Source organism: Caballeronia sp. LZ003 (genome assembly GCF_031451465.1).
Taxonomy (GTDB): Bacteria; Pseudomonadota; Gammaproteobacteria; order Burkholderiales; family Burkholderiaceae; genus Caballeronia.
The window spans coordinates 1-16,022 of record NZ_JARUXJ010000248.1 but is presented as its reverse complement, the minus strand read 5'-3'; the positions used below and the strand labels follow the sequence as shown (position 1 = coordinate 16,022).

The following is a 16,022-nucleotide window of genomic DNA, read 5'->3' as shown; positions in this document are numbered from 1 at the left end:
GCTCGCAGTGACCGCCGCAGATCCGGAGGACAGCGCACGTCACGCATATAGCGCCTTCACGAGCTTTCGCCATCGCGGCTGGACGCTGCAGTACGAGAAACCAGAGCGTTATTTCCATACCGCGATGCGCTTTGGCGTGACCGGGCGCGAACTTTGGGTGACGCTCTCGGGCTCACTCTGGGAGCGTTTCCATGCCGACGCACCCGGCGACAAGAGTCGCCCTCGACCGGACGGCTATCTGACGGTGCGCGCACTCGCCAACAACGGCCGCCTGCCGCGCATGGCGCTGGCCATTGCGACGATCACCGAGACCGTGTCAGGTTTCACCGGCATTGCGTCGGTGCGCAATCTGACCGCACCGACCTTGCCGCTTTATCCTCCGCGTTATCACCCGGAGTATGACTGGCGTGTGCTGGGACACTACACCGCGGGCTGCGCGAACGAGTTAAACATGATCAGAATTGGCGGCGCGCCGGTGCTTCGTGAGGCGCTGGAACTCTATGACTGGTCGCCAGACGAGAGCATCAAACGGCGCATCGACGCAATTCAAGACGTGCGACTGGCCGAGCATCAGAGCATGGATAAAGGGCCTATGCGCTTTGAGATTTGGATTCATGTGCGGCTCGATGCGACAGCGTTTGACGGACCGGGCGATGCGGCGCTCTTCGGCGACGTACTCAGCCGCTTCGTCGGACGCTACGCAAGCTTTCAACACGCGCTGCGTCTGATGCTGGAAATCGACGACAAAGAGACGCTTTATCCGCCGATGGAATTCGAGGGCGCGCCATTTTGATGAATCGACGTGGCCTGTCATACCCGCAAGACCGCTGCCCGTGCGCGCGAATTGCCAAGTCACTCTTGGTTGACGGCTCAATACCCGCTGGGCTCGACACGCCGATCGGCTCGGTCTCGTTCGCCACATCGTTGGCGCTCCACGATATACGGCGGTCGAAATCACATCTGGTGGTTTGATGAAGCATGCTGAACCTATGCGAATGACGCAACAAAAGAAGCGTGGTGGCCCCAAGCCGCTGACCATCGAAGCGATGCGCGCGCTCGCAGCGACACGTGGAGGACGCTGTCTGTCTACGCATTACGTCAACGCGAACACACGCCTAGAATGGGAATGCGCGGAGGGACACCAGTGGTTTGCCGTACCGAACAGCATCAAGTGCGGGACGTGGTGCAAGCTCTGCGGATATGAACGCACGAAGGCGACATTGAAAGACGTTCAAGAGGCGGCGACGAAATTCGGCGGGCACTGTCTGTCGGAGCGTTACGTCAACGGTACGACGCCGCTGCTGTTCGAATGCGCCGCTGGGCACCGCTGGGAGGCGCCGCCCGCGACGGTCCGGCAGGGCCATTGGTGTCGTCGGTGCTTGTTCGACCGGCGGCGCAGCACGATAGACGAATTGCGTGACGTTGCAGCAAGGCGCGGCGGACAATGCCTTTCGGCTGCTTATACCGACAAACATCAAAAGTTGCGGTGGCGCTGCGCGAGCGGCCATGAGTGGGAATCGTTGGCTGCCATTGTGCGCAGCGGTCACTGGTGCCCACATTGCGAACGCGAACGTCGCCGCACAGGCATCGGACGAATGCGTGAGATTGCCGCCGAGCGAGGCGGGCATTGCTTGTCAGAGCGCTATGACAATGCCAGGACCTTGCTGCGATGGCAATGCGCCCAGGGGCACACGTGGGAGGCGAGTGCGACACAAACGCAGCGAGGGCAGTGGTGTTCGTTTTGCAGCGGCCACCGTCATTCGATCGCCGGCATGCAGGCGCTGGCGCATTCTCGTGGCGGGAAATGCCTCTCGGAAGTCTACGTCGACTCCCGACAAAAACTGCAGTGGCAGTGCGTCGCGGATCATACCTGGTTTGCCACGCCTTCCGTTACGGCGAGGTACTGGTGCACGCAGTGTTCACAAGAACGCCGAGGGCAAGAGAGCATTGGGCGAATGCGCGAGCTTGCGACGCAACGGGGCGGACAGTGCCTGTCAGCCCGGTATGTGACAGCCGCGACACCCCTCATGTGGCAATGCCGCGAAGGGCATCAATGGCAGATGGCTCCGCAGAGTATCACCAACCGTGCGCGCTGGTGTCCATATTGCAGTGGTCGTCGTAAGTACACGCTCACGGACATGAAGGAACTGGCGCAGGCGCGCGGCGGCGACTGCCTGTCGAACTCATTTGTTTCGTCGCATGATCGGGTGCAGTGGCTATGCGGTCGAGGGCACGCCTGGTCCGCGCGTGCGTACCAGGTCATCAGCGGAACGTGGTGTCCGCAGTGCGCGATTTTGGACCGCTGTCTGCATCAAAACTCGAAGCGACGATATCAGGCGGTCGCCATGGCGGAAGGGGTGCCAGGACCGAAGTCCGTAGCGCCGAAGGAGCTGCCTGATACACCGTCGGCTGTCAGCGTCTAGGCGCTGTTCGTTCGGGGCGGGGCGCTTGCTACTTATCTTCCATTGCGGTTTTTCGACGTGCCCTGCATTCGAACCATCATCGCGGACGCACATCCGGTCATCTTCTTCTGCGTGGCGCAGCCGCTAAGACAGCATACGAAATCGGCTTGGTTGGCCAGGCTACGTCCTCTGTTGAGCTCGTCCATGTGCTGAAGCAGCACGTGTGCGATGTGCTCGCCATAAATTTAAGCATGCCCGACGGTGCCCAAACGCGGTGCTGTTCGAGAACATTTACCGCGCTTTTCCCGCCATGGAGTTTGCCGTTCTGACGACGCAAGATAATCCACGAGCGTCGCGCTCTATACGCGAGCACGGCGTCAAGCGATCGACTATAAGAAAGACAGCGCGGTGAACATCATCGACGCCGTTTTGCAAATCACCTCCGAATGACCTGCATGTAACGCGTGGCGAGGAGCGCTTCACGTCGTTGGTGACGGTGATCCGTGACCACCACGACGATTGCACGGGTTGACTTGAACCGCCAAGAAACCGTCTTGCTGGCCGTGCTTACTCTGCCTCGACGCGTCGGACAAAGACGACTCCTTGTTATCGATCGACCAGCGCTTCGCAGGGCAGAACTTTTGTTGAATGTCAAGGCGCTCGCTCAAAGTCAGAGAATTCCGATTGTTACAAACGGTTAGTTTGCGCGTAAATAGCGGCCTTCCGCCTTGGGCGTGAGCTGCATTCTCGAAAGATCTAAAACAATAAGCAAATGAATAAGCATTACTACAGGTTAGTTTTCAATCGCGTACGACACATGCTGGTTGCGGTGGCTGAGTTTGCATCGGCACACGGCAGCGGAGCCGCGCAGGGAGAAGGCGTTGCGCGGCGCGCACGAGCGGCCTCGGTGTTTCAATCAGCTTTTAGCGCGATGGCCTGGGCGGCCATGCTGCTGCTCGGTTCGGTTTCCGGGCTGACGTTTGCACAGATCGTCGCAGCGCCAGGCTCTGGCGCGCAGGTCATTCAAACTCAGAATGGTTTGAATCAGGTGAATATCGCGCGACCGAGCGGGAGCGGTGTCTCCACCAATAATTTTTCACAATTTGACGTGCCTGCGAAAGGCGCGATTCTCAATAATTCGCCCGTCAGTATCCAGACGCAACAGGCTGGTTATATCAGTGGTAACGGCAATTTGACGCCCGGCAATTCAGCAAAGATCATCGTCAATCAGGTGATGAGCAATGCGCCTTCGCAACTGCATGGGTATTTGGAAGTTGCGGGGCCTAAAGCAGAGGTGGTCGTCGCCAATCCGAATGGCCTGGTCATCGATGGCGCTGGCTTCATCAATACCTCGCGCACCATTCTCACCACCGGCACGCCGAATTATGGGCCGAACGGCAGTCTCGCGGGCTTTAATGTCACGGGCGGGACGATCACCGTGAAAGGCGCGGGGTTAAATGCCACCAACGTCGATCAGGTTGATTTGCTATCCCGAGCAATTCAAATCAATGCGGCGGTGTACGCCAACAATCTGAACGCGATTGCCGGTTCAAATCAGATCGACTACAACACGCTCGCCGCGACGCCTATCGCTGGCAACGGTCCGGCGCCGTCGGTTGCGATTGACGTGAGTGCATTGGGCGGCATGTATGCCAACCGCATATTTTTAGTCAGCAACGAATACGGCGTGGGCGTGTCGACTAAAGGCGTGCTCGCGGCGCAAGCCGGCGACTTGACGCTGCAATCCAACGGCAAATTGGTTCTAGCGGGCACGACGAACGCGAGCGGCAACATCAATGCGAGCGCGGCGCAAGGCATCGACAACAATGGCACGACCTACGCGCAAGGCAACGTCAATGCGAGCACATCGGGCGCATTGACCAACAGCGGCACGCTCGCCGCGCAACAGAACGCCACGCTCGACGCGGGCGGCGTTTCGTCGACCGGCACGCTTGGCGCGGGCGTGAACGTCGATGGTTCGATCGCTCAGTCGGGCAATCTGACGGTGAGTTCGACCGGCGCAATCGCCGCCAACGGGCGCAATGCCGCGGGCGGCAATGCGACGATTCAGGGCGCAGCGGTGAATCTGGCGGGCAGTTCGAGCACGGCCAACGGCGATCTAGGGCTCGCGGCAACGGCGGGCGACATCAACCTGACGGGCGCGACGACGACCGCCGGCGGCAGCCTATCGGCGAAGGCCGCCGGCACGCTGACCAACGACAATGGCGCATTGAAATCGGGCCGCGCACAGACGATCACCGCAGGCGCGCTTTCCAATCGCAATGGCCAAATGATTGCCGGCGATGTGCTGACGGAGAACATCGCCGGCGCGGTGCAGAATCAAGGCGGCACGATGCAAGCCGCAGGCGCGTTTTCCATGCGCGCCGATAGCCTCGATAACAGCGCGGGCCATCTCACGTCGCTCAACGCGGATGGCTTGAGCATCCATGTCGCGGGGCTGCTGAATAACGCGCAGAACGGTGTGATCGGCGGCAACGGCAACGTGATCGCGCAAGCGGGTCAACTTGCGAACGCCGGATCGATCACCGCGGTGCAAGACCTTACGGCGAGCGCCACGCAAGCGCTCGTCAACTTTGGCACACTCGCGGCGAACGGCGACGCGAGCGCATCGGCCGGCACGACGCTGACAAACGCCGGCAGTCTCTCAGCCGGTCAAACGGTGAGGGCGAGCGCCGCGACGCTCGATAACAGCGGTGGCACGATCACCGGCGACCAGGTCGCGCTCACCGCGGCGAACCTCGCCAATCGCAACGGCAGCATTACACAGACCGGCGCGGGCGCGACCACGCTTGCGGTCTCGAACACGCTGGATAACACCAACGGGACGATTGAGACCAACGCGCCCGACCTGACGCTCGCGCCCGCCGCGATCCTGAACGACAACGGCAAGATCACGAGCGCGGGCGCAGGCGCGCTGTCGATCACGACAAGCAGTCTGTCAAATAACGGCGGCACGATTGCGACCAACGGCGCGCTCGTCGAGAACGTCAGTGGCGCGATATCGAATCAAGGCGGCGCGATGCAGGCGGGCGGTGCGCTTTCGTTGCGCGCGGGCAGTCTGGACAATACGAGTGGAAGTATCGCGTCCCTCGGCACGGGCGGCGTGGCGCTGGACGTCGCGGGCTTGTTGAACAACGCACGGAATGGCGCGATCGGCGGCAATGGGAGTGTCATCGCGCAGGCGGGGCAGCTCGTGAATGCGGGCTCGATCACCGCGGTGCAGAGCCTGATCGCCAGCGCCGTGCAGACGGTGTTCAACAGCGGCACGCTCGCGGCGAACGGCGAGATCACGGTATCGGCTGGCACGACGCTCACGAATGCAGGCACCATCACGGGCAATCAGCTCGCGCTGTCGGCATTCGATCTCGTGAACCGGAGCGGCAGCATCACGCAAACCGGGACCGGCGCGACTGCGTTCATCGTGTCGGGCACGCTGGACAACACCTCGGGCTCGATTCAAACCAATGCCGCGGATTTGACGCTCGCGCCGGCCGCGCTCGTCAACGACAATGGCACGATCGCCAGTTCGGGCAATGGCACGCTGTCCGTGAGCACGAGTTCGCTTTCGAACACCGGCGGCACGATTGCGACCAATGGCGCGCTTGCCGTGACGAGCGGTGTGCTGTCGAACCGGGGCGGCACGCTTGCCGCGCAAACGTCGGCGACGCTCGATGTCGCGTCGCTCGACAACCGCGCGGGCGGTTATGTGGGCGCGCAAAACGTATCGATCAACGACACGGGCGCGCTCGACAACACGAACGGCACGCTGCAAGCGAACAATAGTTTAGCCGTGACGGCGCAATCGATTACCAACGACAACGGTTCAATCGCCAATGGCGGCGCGGGCGCGACCACGGTCACGGCCAGCGCTGCGCTGACGAACACGAACAACGGCTTCATTGGCGGCAATGGCGATGTATCGGTCTCGGGCGCGAGCGTCGATAATTCAGGCGGCACGCTGGTTGCGGGCGGCGCGCTTGCGGCGCAATCGATGAGCGGCTTCACGAATCGCGCGGGGTTGATTCAGGGCAACACGGGCGTGTCGCTAGGCGCTCTGGGCGCGATCGATAACACCGGCGGCCAGATCGAAGCCGATGGCGATAGCGCGGCCTTGAGCGTCGCGGGCGCATCGATCGACAACACGAACGGACGCATCGCGAATACCGGCAGCGGCGCGAGCACCCTGAACGCGGCGTCGATCACCAATAGCAATACGGACAGCGTGGCGGGCGCGGGCACCATCGGCGGCAATGGCGATGTGACGCTCAACGCGCAAGTGCTGTCGAACACGAACGGCGCGCAAGTGCTCGCCGGGCACGACCTCGCGCTCAACCTCGCGCAGTGGGCGGACAACACGAACGCGACGCTCTCGGGCGCGAACGCCTTGACGTTGAACGGTGCGAACGCCGCCTTGCTGAACGCGGGCGGCTCCATTCACGCAAACGGCGCGCTCGGTTTGAACGCGGCCTCGATCGACAATACAAACGGCCGCATCGGCAACGATCAGGGTAGCGGCGGCAGCGTGTCGATCGCCACGGGCATGCTCGCGAACCAGAATGGCGCGATCGGCAGCGACCAGAATCTAAGTCTTGTGACCAACACGCTCACGGGCGACGGCCGCATGATCGCGGGCAACGATGGCGCGGTGACGATCAACGGCGATTACACGCTCGATGGCGTGAACCAGATTCAGGCGAACCACGATCTGACGTTCACGACGACCGGCGACTTCGCCAATCAGGGCACGCTTGCAGCGGTCAACGCGCTGACGGTGAACGCGCGGAACATCGACAATCAGGCGCTCGCGGATTTGAATTCGGCGAGCACGACGCTCAACGCGGCGAATGCGATCACCAACGAAGGCCGTATCGAAGGCGACACGGTCACGACCACGAGCGCGACGCTCGTGAATACCGCGACGATCATCGGCAATACGGTGACGCTCATGGGCACGCAATCGATCATGAACACGGGCGCGGCGGCGGTGATGGCGGCGGCTTCGCAACTGAACCTGTATTCGTCGGGCGATATCAGCAACACGCAAGGCGCGAACGTGTTCAGCCTGGGCGACATCGACATCGCGGGCGACGCCACGCGCGACGCCAACGGCGTGCTCGCGAATCGCGCGAACACGGTGACCAACGATCAATCGACGATCGAGGCGCAAGGCAATATCGAGGTTGCGGCGAATACGCTCAACAACACGCGTGCGGCGGTGACGGTTGAAACAGTGACGACCGATGTGGACACCGTTCACCAGACGAAGCGTCAGAAATACACCCGATGCGCGACGAACTACTCAGGTTCATGCTCGAACTGGAACGACTATAAGACGCCGTTCACGCGCACCTTTAGCGACGCGGACGTGGTGTCGAGCAGTGACGGCGCGAACGCGGTCGATCGCGTGCTGGTCGTGAACGTGAACGGCACGCCAACCACGATCTACTACAACACGCTCACCAAAAACTCCGACGCAACGATCACGGTGGTCTTCTGGGACGCCTACGATCCGCACATCAATTACGACCCGGCGAGCGAATATCCGACACGCGACGACGCACACAACGGCTGGGAGCGCGTGGAGATCGCGCGCGATACGACGACCACCAAGAGCGAAGATCAGATAAGCGGCACGCAAGCCCAGCAAGCTCAACTGCTCGCGGGCGGCACGATGACGCTGGCCAACGTCGGCACGATCAACAACGCGTATAGCGCGATTGCGGCGGGCGATGCGATCCGCATCGGCGGCGCAGTACAAAACGGCACGATTGACGCGAGCGGCAACGGCAACATCGCCGGGACGATCGTCAACAACATCGGGCAGACGCTTTATCAATATCAGCGGCAGGACATCGAATCGACTTACGCCTGGAACGTGGACATCGGTCAGGATGTCGGCAAGGTCAAGGAGCCGTCGATCGTCCTCGCGCCGGTTGCGTTCGGCGGCACGGGTGGCACGATCATCGCCAACAACGCGATTGTGATCGACGCGCTGGATGTGAACAACGTCAACGTGGCGGCGGCCAATTCGGCCACCGGCGCCACCGGCGGCACGCTTGGCGCGAATACGGCGATGGCGCCAGTCTCGGGCGGCAGCGCGGCGAGCGTGAACGCGGCGGGCGGCGCATCGTCGACAGTGAGCGATGCCAGCGGCCCCGCCACGAGCGCGGCTACGGGCAACGGCGCGCGGATCGATGCGCCGCAATCGGTCGCGGGTCCCACGGGCGCGATGACCATCACGCTGCCCACCAGCGGCCTTTATCACATCGACACGTCGCCGAGCGCGGCGTATCTGATCGCGACCGATCCGCGGTTGACGAGCTATGCCAGCTTCATCTCCAGCGACTACATGTTAAAGGCGCTGAACCTCGATCCGGCGAAGACCGAGAAACGTCTGGGCGATGGCTTGTATGAAGTGCAATTGATCCGCAATCAAATCACGCAGCTCACGGGCCGTGTGTACTTGCAAGGCTATACGAGTAACGAGGACGAGTATCGCGCGTTGATGACCAATGGCGTGAACTACGCGAAGGAATTCAATCTGACGCCGGGCCTGGCGTTGAGCGCCGCGCAGATGGATGCGCTCACGAGCGACATCGTATGGCTGGTGGATCAGGTCGTGACCTTGCCCGATGGCGCGACGCAGCATGTGCTGGCTCCGGTGGTGTATCTGGCGCAGGCGCACGCGAATGATTTGCAGCCGAGCGGCGCGCTCATTGCCGCGGACGATGTGGAGATTCACGCCACCGGCAGCGTGACCAATAGCGGCGTGATCAAGGGCGGCACGCAGACGGTGATCAGCGCAACGGACATTTTGAACCGTGGCGGCAGCATCGGCAGCTCATCGGCCAACGGCACGACGGTGGTGTCCGCCACGAACGATGTGGTGAATGCATCGGGTCGTATCAGCGGCAATCGCGTGGCGGTGCTGGCCGGACATGACATCGTCAACACGACGCTTGTCGATACGGTGGGCGTGAGTTCGGCCGCAGGCAACAGCAAGGTCACGCAGACGCTGGTGGGCGCGCAAGGCGCGATCGAATCGACGGGCGACATGATGGTCGCGGCGGGCCACGATCTGACGGTGCATGGCGCGACGCTCAACGCGGGCGGCGACGCGCAGATCACGGCGGGCAATGACATCGTCGTGGATGCGGTGCAGTCGAGCACATCGCAATCGGTGACGAAGAGCGCGGATCATCATTGGGAAGAGAACACGCTCGTCAACCAGACGAGCGGCATCGGCGCGAGCGGCAGTCTGGCGATGCAAAGCGGCAACGACATGACCTTCAAGGGCGCGTCGGTGAGCGCGGGCAAAGACATGACGGTGGTGGCGGGCGGCAATCTCACCGCGACGACGGTGACGAACGCATTGAAGTCCGACAACGTCGCGACCGATGACCGTGACAAGCGCGTCGGGCATGACTACGATGAGCAAGCGGTTGGCACGAGCTTTAGCGCAGGGGGCAACGCGACGCTCAAGGCGGTGAGCACGGACAAGAGCCAAGGCAATGTGACGCTCACGGGCTCGTCTCTATCGGCGGACACGGGCGCGGCGGGCATCGTGTCCACGGGCGACGTGACGCTCAACGAAGCGCGCGAAGAGCATGATCGTTACGCGGATGTGCATTCGGAGCGCGGCAGTGTCATCAAGAAGACCACGACCGATGACGTGCAGAACGCGCACGCGAATATCGGTGTGGGCAGTACGGTGTCGGGCGATTCGGTGAACATCAACGCCGGGCATGACGTGTCGATCGCCGGTTCGACGGTGGCCGCCACGAACGATGTCAGTCTGGTGGCTGGCCACGATCTGACGGTTACGACGACGCAGGACATCAACCAGTCGAGCCACTTCCACGAAGAGAAGAAGACGGGGTTTGGCACGGCGGGCGTGGGTATTTCCTACGGCACCGTCGATAATAAGGATACGGTCAACGATGCAAACAAGAGCGCGCAAGGCAGCCTGATTGGCAGCACCACGGGCAACGTGACGATGCAGGCGGGCAACACGCTGCACATCACGGGTTCGGACGTGCTCGCAGCGGGCAATGTGACGGGCACGGGCGCGGAGGTAATCGTCGATGCCTCGCAGACCGATCGTCATCATGACGAGACGCACGAGATGCACAGCTCGGGCGTGACGCTGGCGTTCAAGTCCTCGGTGATCGATGCGATCCAGACCGCGGGTCAGCAGGCGCAAGCAGCGGGGAGTGGCTCGGGCAATGCGCGCGTGGACACGCTACACGCGCTTGCCGCAGGCGGCAGTCTGATCAATGGGGCGAGTCCCTTGGCCAGCGGTAAGACGCCGGACTGGAAGGTGGAATTGAGCGCGGGCTCGTCGAGCAGCAAGTCGACCTTCACCGAAGACAGTACCCAACGTAACGGTTCGAGCATCACGGCGGGCGGTACCGCGACGTTCGTGGCAACGGGTAACGGCACGTCGGGCAGCGGCAACGTGACGATCGCGGGCTCGAACGTCAACGCTAGCGACGTGGTGCTTGCCGCGAACAATCAGGTCAACCTGCGCAACTCGACCGATACGGACAGCACGCGCAGCAATAACGAATCGAAGAGCGGCAGCATCGGGGTGTCGTATGGGTCATCGGGCTACGGGATCGAGGCAGCGGGCAGTAAAGCGCACGGCGATGCGAACTCGGACTCGACCGCGCAGACCAACACGCATATCAGCGGCACGAATAGCGTGAGCATCGTGTCGGGAGGCGACACGAACATCAAGGGCGCAACGGTCGATGGTGGTCAAGTGTCGGCGCTCATCGGTGGCGACCTGAACATCGCGAGCGTGCAGGACACGAGCCATAGCGCGGCGCATCAGGAAAGCCAGAGCGCGGGGGTGAGCATCAGTCAGGCAGGCGGCAGCGCGAGCTACAGTTCGCAGCACGGCGATGCGCATGGCGACTACGCGGGGGTTGAGGAGCAGTCTGGCATTCACGCGGGCGCGGGTGGCTTTGACATCAACGTGAAGGGCAATACGGATCTGAAGGGCGGCTATATCGCCAGCGATGCGGATGCAAGCAGGAACGCATTGACGACAGGCACGCTGACGTTCAGCGACATCACGAACGCGTCGAACTACAACGCGAAGAGCAGCGGGTTTAGCGCGGGTGGGTCGATGGGCGGATCCAGCAGCGCGAAGGCTAACGGTGTGACGTCGCTGTCCGATGGTGGCGGTGTGTCGCCGATGATCTCGCAACACGACAGCGGCAACGAGACGGCGACGACGAAGAGCGCGATCGGCGCGGGAACGATCACGATCACGGATGGTGCGAACCAGAAGCAGGACATCGCCAGTCTGAACCGTGACACGGCCGACTTGAATGGCACGGTGAGCAAGTTGCCGGATCTGTCGAACTTGCTCAATCAGCAGGCCAGCACGCAGCAGGCAGCGGCGATCGTGGCGCAGACGGTGGCGACGCAGATCGGCAATTATGCGGATCGGCAAAAGCAGGCAGCGGAGGCGGCGGGCGATCAGGAGACGGCCGATAAGTGGAAGGAAGGGGGCGCGTACCGGATTGCGATGCACATCGCGGGCGGGGCGGCGGTTGCCGGTCTTGGTGGTGGTAGTATCGCGGGCGGCGCTGCGGGCGCGGGTATCTCAGCGGCCGCAGCGGGCAAGTTGAACGATTTGAGCGAAGCTATCGCCACTTCGAGCACGACGGGTAACGCAGATGCGGACAAGGCACTCGGGAATATCATTGCGAATGTGATTGCGACAGGCGCGGGTGCTGCCGTTGGCGGCGGCTCGGGGGCGATGACGGCGTCGAATGCTGATCTTTACAATCGGCAGCTTCATCAGGACAGCACGGCGAAGGAAAAGACGCTGGCCAAGAAGCTAGCCGACGAGAGCGGCGGCAAGTACACCGAGCAGCAGATCGAAGATCAGATGGCGCAGATGAATCTGAAGGTGAACGGTCTGACGGAATCAGGCGGTGTTCGGGTTGCGACTGGCGCGCAGCCGCAAGATGGAACTGACTGGCAGCCTTATGGCGTAAATCAGGCGGGACAGCAAGTTTGGACTCAGAGCGTAGGTCCGGGTAATCCGAGTTTGCAGGCTTACATCGCCAAGGGCGCGCAAGGTAGTGGGCTATCGTACCAGCCGACGACCACGGGTTCCAATCTGGGAGTGATTCGTGCGCCGGACTTCGTGAACTTCCAGCTTGATTATTTTGTGGGTAGTGTATGGGGAACGTTCACGCGCGATGGGAATTCGTTTATTGGCGGCGGGTTGAATATGGGAATTCCGAATCCGGTCGGGGCTGGCGTGAGCATTTCTGCCGGATATCTAAATGCTGGTCATGTGAGTCCTGGGCAAACAAATAACTTTGCAGGCGGATACGCTGGTGGTGGGTCCGCGCTCTATGGTGGTTTCGGCGGCGGAATTATGATCTCGCCCGGGAACGGAACCGCAACGGTAGTCGGTTTCGGGGCTGGTACAACCGTTGGCAAAACTGATAATCCTGCCTCAGTTGGTTGGGGTTACACTGTGGACCAAGGAAAAACTGGAATTAAGTGGTAACTATGGGACCATCAATAACATCCGTGCCTAAGACGCGAGCACAGAAAATCATCTGGTGGTGTTTGTTCACCGCGATCATGGGGTTCATTGTGTACGTGGTACTCAAAAACATCTTCTTCCGCTAAAGCAACGCGCTCGGCTGAGCCCGGGTTCGTTGCTGGAGCTGTTCTAGCAGGCGTATTGATGAGCTTGCCGTTCTCAACTTGAACGCGCACGCGGCTGTGCGGTTTGAACCCGGCCCATTCGAGCCACAGTTCGACAAGCCGAATGCGAGTCACGGGCCAGTCTGAACCGTGACACGGCCGACTTGAATGGCACGGTAAGCAAGTTGCCGGATCTGTCGAACTTGCTGAATCAACAGGCGAGCACGCAGCAGGCAGCGGCAATCGTGGCGCAGACGGTGGCGACGCAGATCGGCAACTATGCGGATCGGCAAAAGCAGGCAGCGGACGCTGCGGGCGATCAGGACACGGCCGATAAGTGGAAGGAAGGGGGCGCGTACCGGATCGCGATGCACATCGCGGGCAGGGCGGCGGTTGCCGGTCTTAGTGGTGGTAGTATCGCGGGCGGCGCTGCGGGCGCGGGTATCTCAGCGGCGGCGGCAGGCAAGTTGAACGATTTGAGCGAAGCTATCGCCACTTCGAGCGCGACGGGTAACGCAGATGCGGACAAGGCACTCGGGAATATCATTGCGAATGTGATTGCGACAGGCGCGGGTGCTGCCGTTGGCGGCGGCTCGGGGGCGATGATGGCGTCGAACGCTGATCTTTACAATCGGCAGTTGCATCCGCAAGAAAAGACAAAGACGCAGCAGATCGCGGCTCAGGCGAAGGCGCAAGGATTGACGAACGCCGATGGCTCGCCGATCACCGAGGCGCAGGTCGAGAACGCAATGCGCGCGGCAAACAATAGTCAGTACGGCGAGTACGCGTCAACCGGTGTTGTGGTTCCGCTGAACGCGGATACGCCGAAGAATGCGGTCTATGACACGACGGGCACGAGGCTGGTGACGGACAGTACGGGGAATTATCTGGTGCAAGATCCGTCGATGTTGGCAACACCACCAAAGTCCGTACAAGATTTGATTATGCGGTCGACGGGCGGCTCAAACTCGCCGTATAGCTGGGGTACGTCAACAAGCCAGGCCGCAACGCCGAAGATTGATCCGTATGGGCCGTTCTCGCCGAGCTTTAACACGGGGGATTATTCGGCGGGGTTTGGTGAATATGGGCGTGGACTTGCGCCAGACTACGCCACGATTGGCTCTGGATCACTATCAGCAAGTGCTGGATTGAGCGTTAATTTGCATGACGGAACTACGTATGCAGCTGGAGGGGTTACACAGAGTAATCCCGGATCGATATCGATAAGGCCCAGTGGCGTAGCTTCGTTTGGTTGGATATTCGGAGATAGAACTACTGCAGGGACAAATTCATTTATGAATGGCGATGGGGCTCAGGGATATGTATCGATCCCCACGCCCTTTGATGTGAACGCCTCATGCATATGGCGGAAGTACTGCTCTTGAAGTCGGCGTTGCAAGTCCAGGGTCAACCTCGTTCGGCGTTTCGCCCTTCAGTCATTCCGTTCCAGTCTCAGGACCAAAGGGGAATTGATATGGTTGCGCCAGGCGGGCCCGATGATAAGACATGGGCAAAGATGAGCAAGAATTCAAAGAGAATTTACATCGGAGCGGTTATCGTGTTCTGGACGGTGTTTCTCTGCGTTCTGGTTAGAAAATTCGTCTTTAGTTAAACAACAAACCCAGCCTTCGCGCTGGGTTTGTTGTTTCTGAAGTCATTCACGCGGGCAAGAAAGAAAAATCACATATTGGCTTTCGTGGCGGCGGCTATGGCGTGCGTCGGCTACTTGGTCGTTGAAAAGGTTCTGAGTTAGCAAGCCTAAACGACAAACCCAGCTTTGAGCTGGGTCTGTCCTACACGATCTACACTCGGTCTAGCACTGACGAAGCGGGAGCCCAATAGTTCGGGCCGGGCGGGGCCTCCGCGAAGTTCAACCTTAAGGGCAAGTGATATGCGGGCTAACCTGAAACTAAGCGATTTGAATCCAGCTCAATTGAGCGCGGTTGCTAATTTGAAGCAAGCTTTAGATTTCGATGCTCTGCTTCCAAAAAGTGTGTTTTCTGCGGCTTGGGGCACCTTTCGATTCTTCGAATCGGATCGCATGTTCGAGTCAAATTTTGTCGAGATCGTCCGCACACTTCTAGCGGTCGAATCCGCGAAACTTGCATGCATGATCAATGTTGATGGATCGAACGAGCTCAAGACAGACGTCGTTGACGCATTGTTCATTGATGGCGGAAGCGGCGAGCACGACTACGACGATGCGTTACGCGAAGGTGGGCCTCAAAGAGGCTGGCTATTCGACGTCGATCGCTATGCCTGTTCATCGGAGAAAGGCGCATGGTGCATTTACTGTGAGAAAAGCAACGAAGTTGCGGTCCTTTCTTTGCGCAACTCTGCTGACCTTACGAAGTATGAACGGGCGTTGCAGCAACTCGACTCGCGGCCGGTCAGTGACCTACTTGGCGCCGGATACAGTGATCGCTTTCCATTCAATCGATTAGTCAGCGAATGGCGTGACGGCCTCGTTAGACATTATGGTAAGGATAAGGACTGAAAAGCCGACCCGCCTGACCACGTAGGCGACAAAGTGGGACGAGGGTGACGCGTACCGGACTGCGGTGCACATCGCGGGCGGGGCGTGCTCTCCTTATGGAGTTGCCCCTGTAACTCAGGACACGCAGACACCGTTAAGTTGATGATGCAGCGGTTCGCCGGAACTCCCGGGGTGAACGGTACTTCAGTGCCTTATGCGGGTGGCGTTCGTTGTAATGCTCAAAGGCGCCAGCCAGATGTGAGAGCGCTGTTGGCACATCAGGCTTATGCATAAAGGCAATGTAATCGTGCTTGATTGTCTTCACAAACGACTCGGCCATACCGTTACTCTGCGGCGAACGAACAGGCGTCGTCAACGGTTCCAGACCCAACTCGCGGGCAAAGCTGCGCGTACGGTGGTCGATGTAGGCAGAGCCGTTGTCC

6 protein-coding genes and 1 pseudogene are annotated in these 16,022 nt (G+C 60.6%); 6 read left to right on the top strand and 1 reads right to left on the bottom strand.

The annotated features are described in order from the left end of the window. The 6 genes and pseudogenes from QCE79_RS37785 to QCE79_RS37765 all read left to right on the top strand — a co-directional run. The coding region (locus tag QCE79_RS37785) for a type VI secretion system baseplate subunit TssF (protein WP_309853875.1) at window positions 1–793 on the top strand (793 nt) is incomplete at its 5' end. Window positions 794–995: 202 nt separating this feature from the next. Further along, the gene (locus tag QCE79_RS37780; RefSeq protein ID WP_309853872.1) at window positions 996–2,423 is read left to right on the top strand and encodes a hypothetical protein; all 1,428 of its coding nucleotides are present in this window, start codon (window positions 996–998) and stop codon (window positions 2,421–2,423) included. A 751-nt stretch (window positions 2,424–3,174) separates the two neighbouring features. Beyond that, on the top strand, window positions 3,175–12,960 hold the full coding sequence (locus QCE79_RS37775) for a hemagglutinin repeat-containing protein (protein WP_404989508.1): 9,786 nt from the start codon (window positions 3,175–3,177) through the stop codon (window positions 12,958–12,960). A gap of 346 nt (window positions 12,961–13,306) precedes the next feature. Beyond that, on the top strand, window positions 13,307–14,488 hold the full coding sequence (locus QCE79_RS37770; RefSeq protein WP_309853866.1) for a polymorphic toxin type 22 domain-containing protein: 1,182 nt from the start codon (window positions 13,307–13,309) through the stop codon (window positions 14,486–14,488). Window positions 14,489–14,507: 19 nt separating this feature from the next. Next, a pseudogene (locus QCE79_RS39685) lies at window positions 14,508–14,576 on the top strand (hypothetical protein); the annotation flags it as partial. Between the two features lie 445 nt (window positions 14,577–15,021). Then, window positions 15,022–15,600, top strand: coding sequence for a hypothetical protein (locus tag QCE79_RS37765; RefSeq protein WP_309853863.1), 579 nt, complete (start codon window positions 15,022–15,024; stop codon window positions 15,598–15,600). Between the two features lie 133 nt (window positions 15,601–15,733). Here the strand turns inward: QCE79_RS37765 and QCE79_RS37760 are convergent. Further along, window positions 15,734–16,022: integrase core domain-containing protein (locus tag QCE79_RS37760; RefSeq protein WP_309853860.1), on the bottom strand; the 289-nt coding region annotated here is incomplete at its 5' end.